Annotated in this window: 18 protein-coding genes; 10 read left to right on the top strand and 8 right to left on the bottom strand. The window is 37.1% G+C overall.

The features are described from left to right. Window positions 1–41: 41 nt before the first annotated feature. Together AC0L6O_RS11815 and AC0L6O_RS11810 are read left to right on the top strand one after the other, a co-directional pair. Window positions 42–1,058, top strand: coding sequence for a vWA domain-containing protein (locus tag AC0L6O_RS11815; RefSeq protein WP_473302572.1), 1,017 nt, complete (start codon window positions 42–44; stop codon window positions 1,056–1,058). A gap of 89 nt (window positions 1,059–1,147) precedes the next feature. Beyond that, on the top strand, window positions 1,148–1,801 hold the full coding sequence (locus AC0L6O_RS11810) for a Crp/Fnr family transcriptional regulator (RefSeq protein ID WP_473302571.1): 654 nt from the start codon (window positions 1,148–1,150) through the stop codon (window positions 1,799–1,801). Here AC0L6O_RS11810 and AC0L6O_RS11805 read toward each other — a convergent pair. Next, window positions 1,798–2,178, bottom strand: coding sequence for a hypothetical protein (locus tag AC0L6O_RS11805; protein WP_473302570.1), 381 nt, complete (start codon window positions 2,176–2,178; stop codon window positions 1,798–1,800). The two genes, AC0L6O_RS11810 and AC0L6O_RS11805, sit on opposite strands and share 4 nt — an antisense overlap. A 145-nt stretch (window positions 2,179–2,323) precedes the next feature. Between AC0L6O_RS11805 and AC0L6O_RS11800 the strand changes: the two genes are divergently transcribed. Genes AC0L6O_RS11800 through ybeY form a run of 5 tightly spaced genes read left to right on the top strand, consistent with a single transcriptional unit; the run spans window position 2,324 to window position 5,326 of the window. Then, the gene (locus AC0L6O_RS11800; RefSeq protein ID WP_473302569.1) at window positions 2,324–2,890 is read left to right on the top strand and encodes a YeeE/YedE family protein; all 567 of its coding nucleotides are present in this window, start codon (window positions 2,324–2,326) and stop codon (window positions 2,888–2,890) included. Between the two features lie 2 nt (window positions 2,891–2,892). Beyond that, on the top strand, window positions 2,893–3,327 hold the full coding sequence (locus AC0L6O_RS11795) for a DUF6691 family protein (protein ID WP_473302568.1): 435 nt from the start codon (window positions 2,893–2,895) through the stop codon (window positions 3,325–3,327). After that, the gene (locus AC0L6O_RS11790; protein WP_473302566.1) at window positions 3,328–3,924 is read left to right on the top strand and encodes a phosphatase PAP2 family protein; all 597 of its coding nucleotides are present in this window, start codon (window positions 3,328–3,330) and stop codon (window positions 3,922–3,924) included. Next, the gene (locus AC0L6O_RS11785; protein ID WP_473302564.1) at window positions 3,921–4,898 is read left to right on the top strand and encodes a DUF1028 domain-containing protein; all 978 of its coding nucleotides are present in this window, start codon (window positions 3,921–3,923) and stop codon (window positions 4,896–4,898) included. Before AC0L6O_RS11790 ends, AC0L6O_RS11785 begins: the two co-directional genes overlap by 4 nt. Further along, the gene (gene ybeY, locus AC0L6O_RS11780) at window positions 4,895–5,326 is read left to right on the top strand and encodes an rRNA maturation RNase YbeY (RefSeq protein WP_473302563.1); all 432 of its coding nucleotides are present in this window, start codon (window positions 4,895–4,897) and stop codon (window positions 5,324–5,326) included. The genes AC0L6O_RS11785 and ybeY overlap by 4 nt, the downstream gene beginning before the upstream one ends. A 38-nt stretch (window positions 5,327–5,364) precedes the next feature. On the opposite strand, the gene AC0L6O_RS11775 is transcribed toward ybeY, so the two are convergent. Continuing rightward, the gene (locus AC0L6O_RS11775; RefSeq protein ID WP_111370095.1) at window positions 5,365–5,826 is read right to left on the bottom strand and encodes an Lrp/AsnC family transcriptional regulator; all 462 of its coding nucleotides are present in this window, start codon (window positions 5,824–5,826) and stop codon (window positions 5,365–5,367) included. 233 nt (window positions 5,827–6,059) lie between these two features. Between AC0L6O_RS11775 and metH the strand changes: the two genes are divergently transcribed. Beyond that, window positions 6,060–9,815, top strand: coding sequence for a methionine synthase (gene metH, locus AC0L6O_RS11770; protein ID WP_473302562.1), 3,756 nt, complete (start codon window positions 6,060–6,062; stop codon window positions 9,813–9,815). A 1,154-nt stretch (window positions 9,816–10,969) separates the two neighbouring features. On the opposite strand, the gene tnpA is transcribed toward metH, so the two are convergent. Continuing rightward, complete coding sequence (gene tnpA, locus AC0L6O_RS11765) at window positions 10,970–11,413, bottom strand: IS200/IS605 family transposase (RefSeq protein ID WP_473302561.1); 444 nt, start codon at window positions 11,411–11,413, stop codon at window positions 10,970–10,972. A 1-nt stretch (window position 11,414) separates the two neighbouring features. Further along, window positions 11,415–12,347 (bottom strand): NAD(P)-dependent oxidoreductase, encoded by a 933-nt coding sequence (locus tag AC0L6O_RS11760; protein ID WP_473302559.1) that lies wholly within the window; start codon window positions 12,345–12,347, stop codon window positions 11,415–11,417. A gap of 115 nt (window positions 12,348–12,462) precedes the next feature. Here AC0L6O_RS11760 and pdxA point away from each other — a divergent pair, with 115 nt between their 5' ends. Then, on the top strand, window positions 12,463–13,545 hold the full coding sequence (pdxA, locus tag AC0L6O_RS11755) for a 4-hydroxythreonine-4-phosphate dehydrogenase PdxA (RefSeq protein ID WP_473302558.1): 1,083 nt from the start codon (window positions 12,463–12,465) through the stop codon (window positions 13,543–13,545). Here the strand turns inward: pdxA and AC0L6O_RS11750 are convergent. From AC0L6O_RS11750 to AC0L6O_RS11740, 3 genes are all read right to left on the bottom strand, one after another. Continuing rightward, window positions 13,526–14,383, bottom strand: coding sequence for a tyrosine-type recombinase/integrase (locus AC0L6O_RS11750; protein ID WP_473302556.1), 858 nt, complete (start codon window positions 14,381–14,383; stop codon window positions 13,526–13,528). The genes pdxA and AC0L6O_RS11750 overlap by 20 nt on opposite strands. Window positions 14,384–14,491: 108 nt before the next feature. Continuing rightward, window positions 14,492–15,694: an aminoacetone oxidase family FAD-binding enzyme gene (locus AC0L6O_RS11745; protein WP_473302555.1), complete on the bottom strand. Its 1,203-nt coding sequence runs from the start codon at window positions 15,692–15,694 to the stop codon at window positions 14,492–14,494. Between the two features lie 11 nt (window positions 15,695–15,705). Beyond that, a complete protein-coding gene (locus tag AC0L6O_RS11740) occupies window positions 15,706–16,191 on the bottom strand; it encodes a hypothetical protein (RefSeq protein WP_473302554.1) in 486 nt (161 codons plus the stop codon). 82 nt (window positions 16,192–16,273) lie between these two features. Between AC0L6O_RS11740 and AC0L6O_RS11735 the strand changes: the two genes are divergently transcribed. Then, complete coding sequence (locus tag AC0L6O_RS11735; protein WP_473302552.1) at window positions 16,274–18,388, top strand: Tex family protein; 2,115 nt, start codon at window positions 16,274–16,276, stop codon at window positions 18,386–18,388. Here AC0L6O_RS11735 and AC0L6O_RS11730 read toward each other — a convergent pair. Then, window positions 18,385–19,737: a DNRLRE domain-containing protein gene (locus AC0L6O_RS11730; protein ID WP_473302551.1), complete on the bottom strand. Its 1,353-nt coding sequence runs from the start codon at window positions 19,735–19,737 to the stop codon at window positions 18,385–18,387. The two genes, AC0L6O_RS11735 and AC0L6O_RS11730, sit on opposite strands and share 4 nt — an antisense overlap. Between the last annotated feature and the right edge of the window lie 248 nt (window positions 19,738–19,985).

Below are 19,985 nucleotides of genomic sequence, written 5' to 3'. Positions count from 1 at the left end.
CTTGTCGTTTGGTATTACGTGCTAACAAAATAAAATTTAACATGAAGCTTTTCAACAATTCCGCATTTCTGCGGTTGGCAGTTCTAGCTATGTCATTCAGTCTTTTCTCTTGTGGAGGAGGAAACGACCCAAACCCAAAGGGTTCAACTTTTGAAATTTACTTAGACTTTTGGAATACATCAGGTAGAACACCAGAAATACGTTTTGACGAACTAAATACTTCTAGAGAAATTAAGATTGATTTTAGCAAAACTTTCCAAGGAACAGCAGAAGGTAGTTCTTTTACGAAAGTTGAGATTGATAATTTTAGAATTATTGACCAGAACTCAAACAACTATAATATTGAAGATATCACCGCCTATGAATTAAGAGATGGTGTTTGGAAGAAAGATATTGAGTTCACCATGGATTTTGACCAGTCAGAAGATATTTCTGTGGTTTTAGTTTTAGACCGTTCTGAATCTTTGGGTGCTGATTTTTCTACTATTAAAAGCTACGCCAATGATTTCATTGACCAGGTTTTTGACGATAGAGAGGTTGTGAAAATGGGGGTAGTAGATTTTGCTGATGATGTTAGGTCACATCCTTTAACTACCCAACGTGAGGAACTTAAATCTTATGTCAATTCATTGGTTCAAGGTAAATTCACAACTTTATATGATGCCGTAGATATCGGAATTGATATGTTACAAGATTCTGATTCTCAGAGTAAAGTTCTTTTTGTATTTACAGATGGCTCTGATAACAACTCCTCTCCTAATGTAAATGTGGACTATCTACTGAACAGAATTAAATCAGACCAAAACGATTATAAAATCACAAGTTTTGCTATTGGTCTTGACGGTGATGGTGGTGTTGACCAAAATATTCTAACTAAGCTGTCTGGAAACGGTGGTACAGCAAGTTTCCCTAAAACTATTGGTGAAGCAAAAGGTGTTTTTGAAAAATTCTCAAGAGTTATCTCTAATGTATACAGCCTAGAGTATCTTAGAAACCAACAAGTTATACCAAGAAACTCACCAGCTAAGCTTAAATTTGAAATAACCACGATAAGGTAAAATTTCATTTAATTGTATATTTAAAGCTCTTCAGGAAACCGAAGAGCTTTTTTATTGCTTTACTTTGGAGATATATAATCAATAGACAAATGAAACTAGACCTAGATTTTTACCAGAATAAATTCCAGGGCATTTTCAGCCCAGACCTTATTAAAGAGCTTCATGAACATGGAACCTATGTTGAAATGGAAGCTGGTGGATATTTAATGAAACCTGGCGGCATCATGAGTTTCATACCCATTCTTTTAGAAGGCTCTATTAAGATTATGCGACAAGATGACGACGGCAAAGAAGTCTTGCTATACTACATTGGCGGGCTTGATAGCTGTGCCATGTCTTTAACCTGCTGTCAGCAGGGAAACACCAGTGAGATAATAGCCCAAGTGGAAGAAAATGTCAAATTGATATCAATACCTAGTCATAAAGTGGACGAATGGCTTTGCCAACACAGCACTTGGAAAACCTTTGTTTTTAATACCTACCAAAAAAGGTTTGAAGATATGCTTGAAACCATTGATAGCATAGCTTTTCATAAACTAGACCAACGATTGTTAGATTTGATTAAAAAGAAAATAGAAATTACTGGAGGAAAACGCATACTCTACGCCACACACGAAGAATTAGCAAACGAGTTAGCCACTTCTAGAGAGGTAGTTTCTAGACTATTGAAACAATTGGAAAAGTTAGACAGAGTGAAGCTATCAAGAAATAAAGTAGAGCTTTTAGCGGAAAAACAACTCTAGTCTTCAATGAACTCTAGTAAAGCATAATCAGAGTTTAAACCAGTCACAGAAATTTTATAAGTGTATTTCCCTTTTTCTAGTTGTACTTCCCCCACGTAGTCTGTAGGCTGAATGAGGTAAGCTTTGCCATTGATTTTGAAAGAAACAAAAGCGTAACGATAAGCTGAATCAAACCTTTTATACTCCGATTTCCCGTTTGATTCTAAATTACCAAAATCATTTTGACCATCGCTAGTATCTACAAAGACCTCATCTAGCCCCCATGATGAACCGTTCCAAATTCTAATTTGAATGTCACCATGACCATCAGGAATGGCATCGTCCTTTTTACAGGCCATGACACTAAAAAGAATAAAAATATACGCTATTGCTTTCATAAGTGGTTAGAAGACCCCTAAAGTACATACATGGTTGAAAGGTTACTTGATTTTTTCCATTATTTATCACTTTGTGCCCTAAAAGTCATACTTGAACTATTATTTATACTTTTGGGTTAGGCATATCAAGTATCATCAATCAAACATGATAGAAATAATAAAACAACCTTGGCCATGGTATGTGGCTGGTCCTTTAATAGGTTTAACAGTACCATTACTCCTTATATTAGGTAATAAAGCTTTTGGAATATCAAGCAGTTTAAGGCATGCATGTGCCGCCATAATACCTAGCAAAATACCATTCTTTCAGTACGACTGGAAAAAAGAAAAGTGGTTATTTTTCTTTGCTGGTGGTGTAATTCTAGGAGCTTTTATTGCAGCCAACCTTTTATCTGACGGAACTACAGCCCAGTTAAACCCTCAAACCATAGCGGATTTAGAAGCTTTAGGTATTACACAGTTTGACGGCATGCTGCCCGGTGATATTTTCAGTTTAGAAAACATATTCACCTTGAAAGGGCTAATTTTTATAATTATAGGTGGTTTTTTAGTTGGTTTTGGAACTAGATATGCTGGTGGCTGCACTTCAGGACACGCTATCATGGGGATTTCAAACTTACAGTGGCCTTCTTTAGTAGCAACCATTTTCTTTATGGTGGGTGGTTTCTTTACTACATGGGTTCTTTTTCCAATCATCTTTAAATTATTTTAATCATGGAAAATCAAACGAATTCGTCAGCCAACAACATTAAATATATCATAGCCGGACTTTTATTTGGAATCATCTTGGTCAAAAGTGAAGTCATTTCGTGGTTTAGAATCCAAGAAATGTTTCGTTTGCAAAGTTTTCATATGTACGGCGTAATAGGCTCAGCTATTGTTACAGGTATAATTTCTATACAAATACTAAAACGTTTCAATATCAAAACACTTGAAGGGCAGCCTATATCTATATCGCCTAAAACCTTTTCAAAAGGACAAATCATTGGTGGTTTTCTTTTTGGTCTTGGATGGGCTTTAACGGGTGCTTGCCCAGGCCCTATTTATGCACAAATTGGGGCTGGATTTTTAAGCACCGCTGTTACACTTTTGGCGGCTTTAGCTGGTGTTTGGGTATATGGAAGGTTTAGAAATAAACTACCTCATTAAGTGAAAATTAAAGCCGAACGTTTTGTATCTCATGCAATCTCCAGCATTGGTCATCCTATTCTCTTAGGAAGCTTAGCGGCTATTTATGTCAATTTCAGGGAATTTGATACTGAGAAAGCTTGGCAATTGACTTTGACTTTGCTCATAGGTTGTGTTTTGCCAATAATAGGGTTCCTCATTTATAAAATGAGAAAAGGCGATTACGAGAATTTTGATGTCTCAAATCAAAAAAAACGAAACAGCTTATACATCTTTTCCATTTTACTACTAGCTCTTTTTATGGGCTACTTATTTTTGGTAAACAGCACATGGCTTATAAAATGTGGTATTATTCCGGTGTTCTTACTGACCCTCTCCTCCTATTTTATCAATAAGAAAATCAAGGTATCACTGCATACTTCCTTCTCTTTTCTATTAGCCACCATGATGATTCAGGTAGAAACTTCTGCCGCTTTTACCATGTATTTGTTTGCCATACTAATAGGTTATTCGAGGTTACACCTCAAACGTCACAGCATTCCAGAAGTAGCATTGGGAGCTATACTGGGTGTGGGAATTGGTTTTGTTTTTCATTTTATTTATAGATTTGGGATATGAAAAAACTCATTCTTCTTTTAGCAATACCTTTTTTAACGCAAGCTCAATTCTTTAAACAAGATGATGGACTTGCTCATACTTTTTCCATTGTAGCCATTGACAAAGAAGCAGGAGAAATGGCGGTCGCTGTTCAGTCACATTGGTTTTCTGTAGGAAACGTGGTGGCTTGGGCTAAATCTGGCACTGGAGTAGTTGCTACGCAATCTTTTGTCAATAAGTCTTTCGGCATAAGAGGATTGGAGATGATTCAATCCGGTAAAACTGCGGAAGAAGCGTTAAAAACACTTCTTTCTGATGATGAAGGAAGAGAAGTTAGGCAAGTCGCTATTATTGATGCTAATGGGAATGTAGCCGTTCATACGGGAAATAAATGTGTGGATTATGCGGGGCATATCAAAGGTGTAAATTATAGTGTTCAAGCTAACATGATGCTTAATAATACCGTGCCTACGGTAATGTCAAAAGCATTTGAAGAAAACACCAATTTACCTTTAGCTGAGAAAGTTTTAGAAGCTTTAAAAGCAGCTCAAGCGGCTGGTGGAGACATAAGAGGAAGACAATCTGCCGCTATTAGAGTAGTCAAAACTAAAAAATCGGACGAACCATGGAATGATGATTTTGTGGTAGATTTAAGAGTAGACGACCATGAAAACCCAATCAAGGAAATAGGACGATTGCTTAAAGTACAGCGTGCCTATGAATTTATGAATGAGGGCGACTTAATGGTAGAAGTAAATGACATGGAAAAAGCCATGAACGCCTACAATGCTGCCATGCAAATGTTTCCAGAAAACTTAGAAATGAAATACTGGACAGCCATTACGCTAGCAAATAATGGAGAAACCGTTAAAGCCACTAAAATGCTTCAAGAAATTTATTTAAAAGATAAAAACTGGCGTGAACTAACACGAAGACTTCCTAAAGTAGGCTTACTCACCGTTGATAAAAACACACTTAAAGCTTTACTGAAATGATAACATTTCAATCGCAGGACATCAAATTTGACTTAAAAGGTAAGCTTAAAACAAAAGCTTGGCTAAAAGAAGTTGCCAAGAAAGAAGGTTTCAAAATTCAAGATTTGAACTACATTTTTATGTCGGACGAAGGTCTTCATAAAATTAATCTGGAATACCTCAATCATGATACCTATACAGATATCATCACTTTTGATAATTCTGAAGAAGAGGGAATCATAGAAAGTGATATTTTCATCAGCATCGACAGAGTTAAAGAAAACGCCGAAAGCTTCAAAACCAATTTTGACAATGAATTAAGACGAGTTTTAGCTCACGGCGTACTTCATCTTTGCGGATATAAAGACAAATCTGGCGAAGATGCGAAACTAATGCGTGAGATGGAGGATACCTCTCTAAAGTTATGGAACACGCCTGCCAGTCGGTAGACAGGGACTTCACGGATTAGACATGGATTTAAGGATACTCAATCCGGTAAAAACCTATTATCATTCTTAATTTCTCCCATCACAAAAATGCTTTGAGTACTTCCTATATTTTCTAGGGATGCCAGTTTGTTCATAATGAAGCTTTGATATTCTCTCATGTCGTTAACTACAACTTTTATAAGAAAATCATAATCTCCGGAAATATTGAGACATTCTACCACTTCTGGTAATTCGGTAATTTGTTTGACAAACCTCGCTCCTGCCATTTGCTCATGCTCTTTCAGACGGATATTGCAAAGCACCATAAGGTCTTTTCCTACTTTCTCTCTATCTACCACAGCCACGTATCGCTTAATAACACCATCGTTTTCAAGACGTTTTACACGCTCATAAACTGGTGTTGGTGAAAGGTTCAATCTACCTGCTAGCTCCTTTGTAGTAAGTTTTGCATCTTCTTGAAGATACATCAATATGTCTTTATCTGTCTGGTCAAATTTCATCTGCTACTCTATTTTGACCCAATTTTAGAGAATTCAACAAGAAAAACCTACCTTTTGCAGATAATTTATCTATTCCTAAGAATATTCACCTCGTTTTTTATCTTTTCTTCTATCTTTGCAGGCAGATTTAAAACTAAGTAGGGCTAGCTGGTTTTTACTGGCAGAAGATAGTTCGCAAAATTCGCGACTAAATCTCTCCTATTTTTTGACAAAACCGATAGAATTTCAATAGTATGCCGAATATCAAAGACGAAATCGCGAAAAGAATCCTCATTTTAGATGGTGCCATGGGTACTATGATTCAGCGATATCAACTATCTGACGAAGATTACAGAGGCGAAAGATTTAAAGACTTTCCACATGATGTTAAAGGAAACAATGATTTACTTTCTTTAACAAGACCTGATGTCATTTTGGCTATTCATAAAGAATACTTAGAAGCCGGTGCTGATATTATAGAAACCAACACGTTTAGTGCTAACTGGGTTTCTATGGAAGATTATAAAATGGAGCACCTAGTTAAAGAAATTAACTACGAAAGTGCTGTTTTGGCAAGAAAGGCTTGTGATGAATACACAGCTAAGAATCCAAGTAAACCGCGTTTTGTGGGAGGTTCTATGGGGCCAACAACTAAGCTGGCTTCCCTATCTCCAGATGTAAATAATCCTGGTTTTAGAGCCATTACTTTTGACCAACTGGTAGATTGTTTTAAAGAGCAAGCGGAAGCATTGATTGACGGCGGAGCCGATGTCTTAATTATGGAGACCTCTACTGACACACTGAACAGTAAAGCATCTATTTATGCGGCTAAATTGGTGATTGCCGAAAGGAAAAAAACAGAACCTGATTTTGATATACCTATCATGATTTCAGGAACCATCACTGACCAGTCTGGAAGAACATTGACCGGGCAAACCACAGAAGCCTTTTATAACTCGCTAAAACACGGCGACCTCCTTTCTATAGGACTTAACTGTGCTTTAGGAGCTAGAGCTATGAAACCTTATTTGGCAGAGATGTCAAGAATTGCTTCCTGTTACGTGAGTGTTTATCCTAATGCAGGTTTACCAAACGAAATGGGTGCTTACGACGAATCTCCAGAGTTTATGGGAGAGCAAGTTCGTGAGTTTTTAGAAGAAGGCTATGTCAATATTTTAGGTGGTTGCTGTGGAACTACACCAGAGCATATTGCAGAATTTGCTAGAATAGCTGCCGAATATGAGCCCCGTCAAAAAGCTACGCCTGAAAAACTATTAAGGTTAAGTGGTTTAGAACCAATGACACTGACCAAAGAATTGGGCTTTGTGAATGTAGGTGAAAGAACAAACGTAACTGGGTCAAAGAAGTTCTTACGTCTTATTAAAACAGAGAAGTTTGAAGAAGCTCTTTCTGTAGCCTTAGACCAAGTAGAAGGTGGTGCCAATGTGATTGACGTCAATATGGACGAAGGGATGTTAGACGGCGTAGAAAGTATGACTACTTTCTTAAACCTAATGGCGTCAGAACCTGATATTTCAAGAATTCCAGTTATGGTAGATTCCTCTAAATGGGAAATTATAGAGGCTGGTTTGAAATGTATACAAGGAAAAGGAATTGTCAATTCTATCTCCCTAAAAGGTGGAGAAGAAGAGTTCATACGTCAAGCCACCATTTGCAAAAACTTTGGTGCGGCAGTCATAGTCATGGCTTTTGACGAAGACGGACAAGCCGATACCACGGAAAGAAGGATAGAAATAGCCAAAAGGTCTTATGATGTTTTGGTAGACCAAGTCGGTTTCCCTGCAGAAGACATCATTTTTGATTTAAATATCTTCCCTGTTGCCACGGGAATAGAAGAGCATAGAATTAACGCCATTTCGTTTTTTGAAGGCACAAAATGGGTAACAGAAAATTTGCCACACGCTCACGTAAGTGGTGGCGTAAGTAATGTTTCTTTCTCTTTTAGAGGAAATAATAAGGTTAGAGAAGCCATTCACTCCGCTTTCCTTTACCATGCTACCAAAGTGGGGATGGATATGGGTATTGTAAACCCTGCCATGCTGGATGTTTATGATAACATTCCGAAGGATTTATTAGAGGCTGTGGAAGACGTGCTACTAAATAGAAAAGATGATGCTACAGAAAGATTATTGGACATAGCAGAATCACTTAAAGGTACCAATGTAGAAACCGAAAAAGCTATTCAGGAATGGCGTGGTTTACCTGTTGCAAAACGTATAGAGCACGCTCTGGTTCGTGGTGTGGTAGAATTTATAGAAGCCGACACGGAGGAAGCAAGAGCTTCGTTCCCTTCTCCCCTACAGGTGATTGAAGGTCCATTAATGGATGGAATGAATGTGGTGGGTGACTTGTTCGGTTCTGGTAAAATGTTTTTGCCGCAAGTGGTAAAATCAGCACGAGTAATGAAAAAGGCAGTTGCCTACCTGCTACCATTCTTGGAAGAAGAAAAACTAAGAACTGGAAACACTGCCAAAAATAATGGTAAAATACTCATGGCCACTGTAAAGGGTGATGTGCATGATATTGGTAAAAATATTGTAGGTGTAGTATTGGCATGTAATAATTTTGAAATCATTGACCTTGGCGTTATGGTGGCGGCAGATAAAATATTAGATGCTGCTGTAGAACACAACGTTGACATAATAGGACTGAGTGGCTTAATTACGCCATCACTTGATGAGATGGTTTATGTGGCCAAGGAAATGGAGAAAAGAGGCATGACCATTCCTCTTTTGATAGGAGGTGCTACTACTTCAAGGGTACATACTGCTGTAAAAATAGACCCATATTATTCTGGACCTGCTATACATGTATTAGATGCATCTAAGTCTGTTCCTGTAGCAAGTAGCCTTTTAAGCAAAGGACAAGAAGAACTTTTTAAGGCTAAATACAAAGAGGATTATGCCAGATTTAGAGAAGAATATCTGAGCAGACAAACCGCTAAAACATATATTTCTATTAAAGAAGCCAGAGCCAACAAAATGGCAATAGACTGGTCAAATACTGAAATAAAGAAACCTACTTTCTTGGGTAGGAAAGTATTTGAAAGCTATAATTTAAGTGAAATAGTAGATTATATAGACTGGACACCATTTTTCCAATCATGGGATTTGCATGGCAGGTACCCAAAAATTTTGGAAGATAAAGTAGTTGGCACAGAGGCAAAGAAACTCTTGGCAGATGCCCAAGCAATGCTTAAGAAAATCATTTCTGAGAAATGGTTAACGGCAAAAGCTGTTATTGGTTTTTGGCCATCAAATACCGATGGAGCTGACGCTCAAATAGTTTACGACTTTACAGTCAATGACGAAGGGCACAACAGCTCTTGCTCGCCTCTAACGCACGACCATAAAGTTTACATTCCGAATACCGAAAAGGAATTGGCAACCTTCCATCACTTGCGTCAGCAAGGTAAAAAAGGGAAAAGTATCCCAAATTTATCTCTAGCAGATTTTGTGGCTCCTAAAGAGAGTGGAAAACAAGATTATTTCGGTGGTTTTGCCGTTGGAATTTTCGGTGCGGATGAGAAATCTAAAGAATTCGATGCCGACTTTGACGACTATAACAGCATCATGGTTAAAGCCTTAGCTGATAGATTTGCAGAAGCATTCACAGAATTATTACATGAGAAAGTAAGAAAGCAATTCTGGGGTTATGCAGCGGAAGAAAGCCTAGCGAGTGAGGAACTTATCAAAGAGAAATATGCAGGTATAAGACCAGCACCAGGATATCCAGCTTGCCCAGACCATACCCTTAAAAGGCCTCTATTTGAGCTTTTAGACGTAGAAAACAGCATTGGCCTTACGTTAACGGATAGCTTAGCTATGTGGCCAGCTTCTGCCGTGAGTGGCATGTATTACAGCCACCCTCAAAGTAAATACTTCGGTTTAGGTAAAATCACCAAAGACCAAATAGAAGATTATGTGGCTAAGAAGGGCGTGACTATTGAGGAAGCTGAGAAGTGGTTATCACCTGCTTTGAATTATTAGAGAATGAGTCAAAAGATTCATTATTAAATTTTAAAAGGATTGATTCATATATTATTTGATGGCCTTTGGGCTTCTTATTTCAAGAAATCAATCCTTTTTCTATTCATATTCAAGCCCATTCGGGCTTGCTTAAGACATTGAAAACATTCGAAGTAAACGAACCCCAAAGGGGTTAAAGGTAAATAGAAATTGTTATGTAGGCACCGAATCCGAAACCCTGAAGGGGTTCAACACCACAAACAAAACCCTTTTCATTTAAAGCAAATTAGGCTTCCCTGTTCTATCTAGATTCACTTTCTATTCATTTTCAAGCCCATTCGGGCTTGCTTAAGACATTGATAACATTCGAAGTAAACGAATCCCGAAGGGGTTTAAGGTAAATAGAAAATATAGTCTGGGTAGAGAGCCAACAACCCTGAAGGGGTTGAACACCACAAACAAACTTCTTTTCATTTGAAGCCCGTTAGGCTTCCTTGTTCTCTCTAAATTCTCTTTCTATTCATTTTCAAGCCCATTCGGGCTTGCTTAAGAGATTGAACACATTCGAAGTAAACGAACCCCAAAGGGGTTTAAGGTGAATAGAAAATGTTATGGAGGCACAGAATACGCAACCCTGAAGGGGGTTGACTCTCTATACAAATTTCTTCTTATTTGAAGCCCGCTAGGCTTCTCTAATTCTACGCTAATTCTTTTTCTATTCAACTTCAAGCCTATTCGGGCTTGCTTAAGACATTGAAAACATTCGAAACAAACGAACCCCGAAGGGGTTTAAGGTGAATAGAAAATATTATGGAGGCACAGAATACACAACCCTGAAGGGGGTTGACTCTCTAGACAAATTTCTTCTTATTTGAAGCCCGTTAGGCTTCCCTGTACTCTCTGCAAATTCCTTTTCTATTCAACTTCAAGCCCATTCGGGCTTGCTTAAGACATTGAAAACATTCGAAACAAACGAACCCCGAAGGGGTTTAAGGTGAATAGAAAAATTTGTAATCGCAAGAGCACAACCCTGAAGGGGTTGAAGAACAAATAAAAACCCTATTCATTTGAAGCACATTAGGCCTCCCTGTTCTATCTACTTTCTCTTTCTATTCATTTTCAAGCCCATTCAGGCTTGCCAATAACCAAAGAAACAATCTCCTAAAAGACATTAATCAAAACAAATATTCCTCTTTATATTCAATCTGAAACTCATCTAAAAGCGAAATCAATTCGTCTTTAAAGGATACCTTCTTATGATGCTCTTCTTGATTTTTGACATATTCTATCAAATTATCTTTGGCATCAAGAGAATAGGTAAATGCAGAATAGCCCTCTTGCCAAGATGTAAAAGGAAACAGCTTTTCTTCCTTTATCATTAAAGAGGAAGCCAGTTTTATATCTTTCACCAAAGCAGCTAATGAAATAGTAGGATGTAAGGAGAAAACAATATGAATATGGTCTTCTACACCATTAATTCTATATAAATGACACTTTTTCTCTTTTAGAATACCCCAAATATATTTGAACAAAATAGGTCTACCCTCAGCTTTCAAACTCCTTTCTCTGTTTGTTGTTGAAAACACAAGGTGATATAATATTTGGGTATATGTGCTCATCTCACTTTTCTAAAAGTCGTTTAATCTTATCTCTTAAAACCTCATTTATTTTAACATAAGACTCTGTACTCCAACCAGCTACATGGGGTGTAAGAATTACATTATTTTGACTAGCTAAATAGTCAAAACTGTTTTTTTGCCCTTCTGTCAGCGTTTTAAGCTTTTCGTTTTCTAACACATCCAAACATGCACCTTTGACTTTTCCTGACTTCATGGCATCTACCAAATCTTTCAGGACGGCTATTTCTCCACGAGCTATGTTACAGAATATAAAAGGCTTCTGAAATTTATCAAAAAAGTCAGCATTGACCCATTTGTCAGACTCTTTGGTGAGTGGAATATGTAAACTCACAATGTCTGCCTTTTCATATATTTCGGGCATATCGCACTCTTTAATCACATGAGTGCCAAAACCATATTTATAGCGGTCGTAAGCCAAAATTTTGCAGCCAAAAGCGGCTAACCTTTCAGCAGTAGCTTGGCCATTATTCCCGTAGCCAATGATACCCACTGTTTTACCAAAAAGCTCCTCTCCTCTATTGGCTTCCCTATTCCACTTTCCTTCTTTAACCTCTCTACTTCCCGTATTAATTTTATGCAGTAAAGAAAGTAACATTCCTATCAAATGTTCTGCTACAGCTACTTTGTTAGCTTCATTGGCACCAAAAACTGTTACGCCAGCCTTTTTGCAGGCAGTTAAATCAATCAAGTCTAAACCAGCCCCTGCTCTACCAATAAACTTCAAGTTTGAAGCATGCGATAAAAATGCCTCATTTATGGAAAACTTACTTCTAATAATTAAGCCTTCATAAATCCCCACACGCTCTAATACTTCTTCGAAAGCAATATTTGGATAATAATCTACCTCCAAACCTAAGGCTTTTGGCATCTCCACTATGGAAGGATGCATCTCATCTACTATTAAAATTCTCATTTCTATGGAATAGCCCTTAGGCTAATTTGCTGATGTATCCGTCTAGATTTTCTTCCTAAACGTCACTTTTTATCTTAACTTTGGCAATTTAGACATAACCGCAAAATTTTGCCCTATGGAAGGCGACAACATTCCCAGAATTGGAATTAGTATTGGAGATATTAACGGCATTGGCCCGGAAGTTATAATAAAGGCTTTATCAAGCAGCTCTATTAATAAAATCTGTACACCAGTTATTTATGGTTCAGGAAAACATTTAAGCAAATATAAAAGCTTGCTTGGCTATAATGATTGGCTTTTTTCTACTGTCCAAAACACCCGACAGCTTAACAAGAAGCAGATTAACCTAGTTAACTGTTATAACGGGCCTAATTTCGAGGTAGCCCTTGGTACAGTTCAAAAAGAAGCTGGCCAATTAGCTTTTCAAGCTTTAGATAGAGCTACGCAAGACTTAAAAAGTGGTTATATAGAAGCTTTAGTTACTGCCCCAATATCAAAGGATAATACGCAAGGAGAAGGTTTCAAATTTCCTGGGCATACAGAATACTTGGCTAATGAATTTCAGGCGGAAGAGGTTTTGATGTTTTTAGTAAGCGAAGAGTTACGTTTAGGTGTGGTTACTGGCCATATTCCAATTGAACAAGTCAAAAAGAACATCAATAAAAAGCAAATCAAGACTAAATTAGACTTGATGCTTAATAGTCTAAAAGTTGATTTTAAGATTCAGAAACCTAAAATTGCTGTACTAGGACTTAATCCACATGCTGGCGAAAATGGTTTGCTTGGAAAAGAAGAGGTTGAGATAATTGAGCCATTGATAAATGAGTACCGTAAAAAAGGAACTTTGGTTTTCGGCCCCTTCCCTAGTGATGGGTTCTTTGCTACGCAACAATGGAAACAATATGATGCCGTATTAGCGATGTATCATGACCAAGGTTTAACACCTTTCAAAATGCTCGCTTTTGACTCTGGAGTTAACTTTACAGCCGGTCTATCTGCAGTTAGAACTTCACCAGACCACGGAACAGCTTTTGACTTAGCAGGAAAAGGGGAAGCAGATTCTGGGTCTATGTTACAAGCGATATTCTCTGCTGTTGAAATTTATAAAAACAGAGCTGAATATAAAGATTTGACTGAGAATGCTATTTCGCCTGTAAAAATTCATCGAATCATTAAGTCTAATAAAGAGAAAAAGTAAATTCTCCTTCGTTTAGATTAATATCTTGAATAGGATTTCTAAGCTTACTCACATCTACATTGGCCATTTGATTATAAACAGATGTAGTTTGAAGAAACCTATGGCCTAAGATATATTGCAGTAAGTGGATATCCATTCCCGCCTCTAAAGCATGTACAGCATAACTGTGTCTCAATGTATGCACGGTAGCATTTTTATCTATTCCAGACTTCTTTAAAGCAGCCTGAAAAAACAATTGCACATTTCTAGAGCTATATGGTTTTCCTTTCTCTCCGGGAAAAAGCACAGTCTCTGGTTTACTTTTGACAAAGTACCTTTTCAGATAATCTATAATATTGGGAGCTAGAGATAATACACGACTGCTATCCTCATTTTTATCTACCACCCTAATGGTGCATTTCTCCATATCTAAATCGTCTACCATTAAGTTAATGGCTTCACTGATTCTTAGACCAGAATTATAAATAAGAAGTAAAAGGGATTTGTGCTTGATATTAGTAACCGTGTAAAGAATCTTCTTAACCTCTTCTTTACTTAAAATTTCTGGTAACTTCTGGTCTTTAGACTCTCCAGTAGATTTGATGCCTAGTTTTCTTCCGAAAATAACGTCATAAAAAAGCTTTAATGCTTTCCCCGCTTGAATGGTTTCAGCCTTATCTTTTTTCTCCCCTAAATCCTTTAAATAATCACCTATAAATTCGTCCGTAATTTTGCTTTGCGGCAGGTCTCTCACCTCGTTGTAAAAAACGAAGATGGCTTTTCTATAAGCCGCCACAGTCATACTATTATATTTACCGGATTTCATGTGCTCGGTAAATCGCTCTATCAGGTGGGTCATTTCAGTTTTATCTCGCTATAATTCTAAAACAAAGATAATAGAAGGTTTGACCTTATTAAAATATATGGATTGATAATTTAATGCGAATGTTTACATTTTACCACTCAATCAAGCTTTTGTCTTAGAAATACCCTTTGCTACGTGCCATCCGCCAGTCCAAGCCGCTTGAAAATTGAAACCACCAGTAACAGCGTCAATATTTAAAACCTCTCCTGCCATAAATAAAGTAGGGTGTTTTGTCACTTCAAATGTATCTGGATTTATTTCAGAAAGGTCTACACCGCCAGCAGTAACAAACTCTTCTTTAAAAGTACTTTTTCCGGTAACATCAAACACCATTTTCTTAAGATTATCTTGAAAAAGTTTGAAATGCTTTTTTCCCGTTTCACTCCAATTTTGAAATTCACCTACATTGCTTCTTTTGCACAAAAATTCCCAAAATCGTTTTGACAAATCAAAGAGTGGCGTATTTAAAACCTTCTTTTTAGGGTTCTCTGTTTGATAGTTTTTTAAGGTTTCTAAAACCATTTTATCAGAGAGCTCTGGCAAGAAGTCCATCTTCAATTTGAAAACATAATTCTTCTTTTCTAATTCTCTGGCAGCAAAAGCCGATAACTTCAATATAGATGGACCTGACATTCCCCAGTGTGTTATCAATGCAGGGCCGGTAGTTTCTATGTCTGGAATACTCGCTTTACTATTCAGAAAGCTATTGCCAGCCAAAGCTCTTAATTCTTCGTCTTCTATTTTAAATGTAAATAAAGACGGTACTGGAGCTACCACTTGTAAATCTAGTTTCTTTAAAGTTTCCCAAATGGTTCTATCGCTACCTGTGGCTAGCATCAAATTCCCTGTTCTGAGGCTTCTCCCTTTTTGAAGGTCAATCTTCCAACCGCTTTCGTCCTTTTCAAAATTGCTAACACGGGCTAAGCAGCGTAATTCTATTCCTAATCGCTTTATTTCGTCATGAAACAAATCTAGAATGGTTTGAGAAGTATTTGATGCCGGAAACATCCTGCCATCTGCTTCTTTCTTTATTCCTACTCCCCTATTATTAAACCAAGCTATGGTTTCATTTGGACCAAATCTTTCAAATGGTTTTAAGAGAAACTCTTTACCTCGAGGATAGTTTTTGACAAGTTCCGAAGCTTGAAAACAATCATGAGTCACATTACATCTGCCACCGCCAGATACTTTGACCTTTTGTAGTGCTTCTTTATTTTTTTCAATGATTAAAACACGAAAGTCAGGATTATTAGAAACCGTATTTATAGCAGCAAAAAAGCCAGCGGCTCCGCCACCAACCACCACTAGGTCATAATCTAAATCGGAGATAGGTATTTCTTTGATAAGGCGTTTCTTTGATTGCGTAGCAAAATTATCAAATTTTCAATGCCTTTCACTTCTTGTCCGTATTCAAATGTAACCTTATGTGTACCCGAGCTGTCAGACATTTCAATCCATTCGGCACCACCATCTGCACAGTCTGGACAGCCATGTACATCTTTAAGGCTTCTAAACGTCTTTGTATTGATTTCAGATAGTATCTCTTGCCAGTCTGTTTTTGCTAGCGTGCCTTTAAATATCTTCTTCTCATTCACATTGTCAACATGATATGGCTGCGAAACAAACGATACACTATCATTTTGAGTATTTAGCTCAAAATACTGCGTACACTCCCCTTCACACTCGCCAAAACTTTGCCCGCTAACAATTACCAAATCAGATTCAAGTTTTGGAGAAACTGAGTCACAAGAACTTAAGTAGAATGTGGAAAATAATGTAAAAATGAGGATGACTTTCTTCATGATAATTGACACTTTTGCTATTACAATATCAAATAATATTTCTTCCTAAAAGGTTGTACGCCTCGTAAAGAAATTAAGAACTATGCTTAACAATTCTCAGACTACTTATATAACGCAGACACTTAACGTTTCTTCTAATTCTGTTAACCAAACTATCCAGCTTTTGGAAGAAGGTGCTACCGTACCTTTTATAGCCCGATACCGTAAAGAAAAGACAGGAGGTTTGGACGAAGTAGCTATTGCCGATATTAAAAAGCAGTTTGAAAAGTTTCAAGAAGCCGATAAACGCAGACTTGCCATTATTTCTTCTATTGAGGAACAAGGCAAAATGACACCCGATTTGTTGGCGAAGCTAAACAAAGCATTACACCTTAAAGAGCTGGAAGACCTTTACTTGCCTTATAAGCAGAAACGTAAAACGAAGGGCGTAATTGCTATTGAAAAAGGTTTAGAGCCTTTGGCAAAACGTATTTTTGCACAAAGAGAAAGTAGCCTTGAACAGCTTACCGCTCAATTCTTAAACAAAGATGTCAAATCTAAAGAAGAAGCTCTTCAAGGAGCCAGAGACATCATGGCGGAGTGGATTAATGAAAACCTAGAATCTAGAAATAGGCTTAGAACCATTTTTGAGAGAGAAGCCATTATCTCTGCCAAAGTCAAAAAAGGAAAAGAGACCGAAGGAATTAAATATAAAGACTATTTCGATTTTTCTCAAAGTTTAAGAAACGTACCCTCTCATAGGTTACTGGCTTTAAGAAGAGGTGAAAAAGAAGGTTTCCTTAAAGTGAGTATTGATATTGATACCGATAAAGCACTCAATATATTAGACAGGCAATATGTGCAAGGCATGCCTGCCTGCAAAGAACAAGTAGAACTGGCGATAGAAGATGCTTTCAAAAGACTTCTGAACCCATCTATTGAAAATGAGTTTAATAGTTTAAGCAAAGAAAAAGCCGACGAAGCTGCCATTCAGATATTCGCAACCAACCTAAGGCAGCTGCTTTTATCTGCTCCTTTGGGACAAAAACGCGTTTTGGCTTTAGACCCTGGTTTTAGAACTGGCTGTAAAACTGTGGTGCTGAATGAGTTGGGAGACTTGCTTTACGACACCGTGGTATACCCTACTTTCAAAAAGAATGAAGCGGAAATCGCGATAAAAAAACTGGTAGCTGATTATAAAATTGATGCCATAGCTATAGGAAACGGAACTGCCAGTAGAGAAACAGAAGACTTTGTTAAATCAATAAATACTGGCGTAAAAGGTGTTTATGTGGTTTCTGAGCAAGGAGCATCCATTTATTCGGCATCCACAGTGGCAAGAGAAGAGTTTCCTGACAAAGACATTACGGTAAGAGGTGCCGTTTCTATAGGTCGCCGCTTAAAAGACCCTTTAGCTGAACTGGTTAAACTTGACCCAAAATCAATAGGCGTAGGTCAGTACCAACATGATGTCAATCCGAAATTCCTGAAAGAGAGTTTAGATAGCACTGTAGAGAGTTGTGTAAACTCGGTAGGTGTAGAATTAAATACCGCTTCGAAGCATCTATTGGCTTATGTTTCTGGTCTAGGACCTAGTTTAGCTCAAAATGTGGTTGACTATAGAATGAAGAACGGAAAATTCACTTCTAGAAAGCAGCTTTTAAAAGTGCCGCGATTAGGTGGAAAAGCTTATGAACAAGCCGCAGGTTTTTTAAGAATTCATGGAGCAAAAGACCCTTTGGACAATTCTGCAGTGCATCCAGAACGATATGACTTGCTCAAAAAAATATCAAAAGACAAAGGTGTTACCATCAATACTTTAATAGAAGACGAAGCCATTAGAAAGTCAATTAACCTGAAGGAATATGTTTCTGCAGAAGTTGGGCTTCCTACGCTAACCGATATTATGGCAGAATTAGCAAAACCAGGAAGAGACCCAAGAGAGCAATTAGAGGCTTTTGAATTCGGAAATGTTCATACCATTGAAGACTTAAAAGAAGGCATGGTATTACCGGGTATTGTAACCAATATAACGGCTTTTGGTTGTTTTGTGGATGTGGGCGTTCATCAAGATGGATTAGTGCATGTATCACAACTTGCCAATAAATTTATCAAAGACCCTAATGAAGTTGTAAGCGTTCACCAGAAGGTTCAGGTTAAAGTTATGGAGGTGGATGCAGCCCGCAAACGTATAGCCTTGAGTATTAAGGAGGTTTAGAAATAGTGATAAAAAACTCTTAATCTCGGTCTGATAGCCGGATTCACCTCACTACTAGAAGTCAAGCAAGTTATTTTATAAGGTGTCTCATATTTATGTACTATAGAAAATCCATAGTTCACACCTAACATATCTTGAACAAGATTTTTAACACTAATTCCAGGATAGTCCTGATTACTAGTTATTGCAGCCCCAACTTCAACTCTATTTATTTCTGTTACTGATGGTTGGTTATTCCAAGTAAATGTAGTTTGCTGCCAAGGCGATAGAATTCTTTTAATTAGTAAATCATTTTGCCCGTAATGACCTTGAAATATACTGTATTGCTCAGTTAAACTTTTACTAAAATATAAATCAAGAAAAGCCGAATCGATTATTGCGTTAATTGGAATTGTAGACAAATCGAATTCTATAAAAACCCTTTTAATATTTGAAGAACCATTTTGAGTCCATGCGTACGGGTCGATAAAGTCGTTATTGTAGTGAGCAACTACTTCAGGGCTTATCGAATTTACATCAAGGTCTTTTCCATCAGCAGGTCCGGGTTGGATAACTAATGACCCAAATTTAGGTGAACGTTCACACCCTTCTATTTCTCCTTTAAAAATAGAATTTGCCTTAACCTCAAAGCCAGGTTCAAGTTCAATTAAATTCCCTGCAGAATATAAAATTTTACCATTTTCAATAGTTTCATCCGAACTTATTCTATTAGCACTTTTATAAGTATTATCTCCAGTAATATTCCCAGCTCGATTCAAATTTTCAGGACATAAGTATTTAAAATAAACATTATCTCTAGGACTTTGACTTAGTGTTATCTCGGTATTTACATTTGAATAATTAGTAATCAATAAAATATAAAGTTCTCCAACTTTAGCGTTAGGAATAATGATTAGAGGATTACTCGCCGAATAATCACAAGCTATTGGTACGGTAGAAAGTGCCTGTTGAAAATTATTCAAATCTCCATTTAAAACCTTTCCCCAAATAGCTGCATCTAAATCATAAGCACTTGAGTTACTAAAAGAAATACTGACATCTCCATTTTTTACTATCTCTATCACAAACCAAGATTGATTATCGCTTGATGATAAACAACCTAAGTTTATTGTGGATGCCGAACTATGACAAGCTTCGTTATTGATAACTGAATTAAAACTATATTCATAAGTTTCAACTAAATTACCATGAAATAAACTGGATAATGAAGTACAAGTTGTGCTTAAATTATTCGAAACGATTTTTTGCTCTCTTTTTTTGTTAACCTCTTGCCCTATTGCCATTAAACTGGCAAGACTTAGGAAAAATGCTAGAAACGAAAATTTTACCAATACTTTTAAAGCTTTCATAAAATGAAGAAAACCAAAAGTAAGACTATCTAGCAAATCCTAATCAAAAAATCACCATATTATTTATCAACACAAACTACCAATCAAATTAAAAAAGCAATAAACACGATTTTTGAATTATCCGGAAACAACTATATACTTTAGGAATGAAGTATTAAGGAGGTTTAGATATACTCCAAATCCTCCGAATAGGCTGCTTCATCGATTAATTATCTCTTAAGTAATATTTATTCCTACTTTCGTCCCAC

The sequence above is a fragment of the Arcticibacterium sp. GJ41-1 genome, from assembly GCF_055808875.1.
The sequence above is the reverse complement of the archived record's forward strand: the minus strand, read 5'-3'. Positions and strand labels throughout refer to the sequence as shown.

Bases quoted from the DNA above. Each gene is read 5' to 3' on its own strand.
- AC0L6O_RS11740 (WP_473302554.1), bottom strand. From the start codon at position 16,191: ATGAAGAAAGTCATCCTCATTTTTACATTATTTTCCACATTCTACTTA.
- AC0L6O_RS11805 (WP_473302570.1), bottom strand. From the start codon at position 2,178: ATGAAAGCAATAGCGTATATTTTTATTCTTTTTAGTGTCATGGCCTGT.
- metH (WP_473302562.1), top strand. From the start codon at position 6,060: ATGCCGAATATCAAAGACGAAATCGCGAAAAGAATCCTCATTTTAGAT.
- AC0L6O_RS11815 (WP_473302572.1), top strand. From the start codon at position 42: ATGAAGCTTTTCAACAATTCCGCATTTCTGCGGTTGGCAGTTCTAGCT.
- AC0L6O_RS11775 (WP_111370095.1), bottom strand. From the start codon at position 5,826: ATGAAATTTGACCAGACAGATAAAGACATATTGATGTATCTTCAAGAA.
- AC0L6O_RS11750 (WP_473302556.1), bottom strand. From the start codon at position 14,383: ATGACCCACCTGATAGAGCGATTTACCGAGCACATGAAATCCGGTAAA.
- ybeY (WP_473302563.1), top strand. From the start codon at position 4,895: ATGATAACATTTCAATCGCAGGACATCAAATTTGACTTAAAAGGTAAG.
- AC0L6O_RS11785 (WP_473302564.1), top strand. From the start codon at position 3,921: ATGAAAAAACTCATTCTTCTTTTAGCAATACCTTTTTTAACGCAAGCT.
- AC0L6O_RS11810 (WP_473302571.1), top strand. From the start codon at position 1,148: ATGAAACTAGACCTAGATTTTTACCAGAATAAATTCCAGGGCATTTTC.
- pdxA (WP_473302558.1), top strand. From the start codon at position 12,463: ATGGAAGGCGACAACATTCCCAGAATTGGAATTAGTATTGGAGATATT.
- tnpA (WP_473302561.1), bottom strand. From the start codon at position 11,413: ATGAGCACATATACCCAAATATTATATCACCTTGTGTTTTCAACAACA.
- AC0L6O_RS11795 (WP_473302568.1), top strand. From the start codon at position 2,893: ATGGAAAATCAAACGAATTCGTCAGCCAACAACATTAAATATATCATA.
- AC0L6O_RS11760 (WP_473302559.1), bottom strand. From the start codon at position 12,347: ATGAGAATTTTAATAGTAGATGAGATGCATCCTTCCATAGTGGAGATG.
- AC0L6O_RS11730 (WP_473302551.1), bottom strand. From the start codon at position 19,737: ATGAAAGCTTTAAAAGTATTGGTAAAATTTTCGTTTCTAGCATTTTTC.
- AC0L6O_RS11735 (WP_473302552.1), top strand. From the start codon at position 16,274: ATGCTTAACAATTCTCAGACTACTTATATAACGCAGACACTTAACGTT.
- AC0L6O_RS11800 (WP_473302569.1), top strand. From the start codon at position 2,324: ATGATAGAAATAATAAAACAACCTTGGCCATGGTATGTGGCTGGTCCT.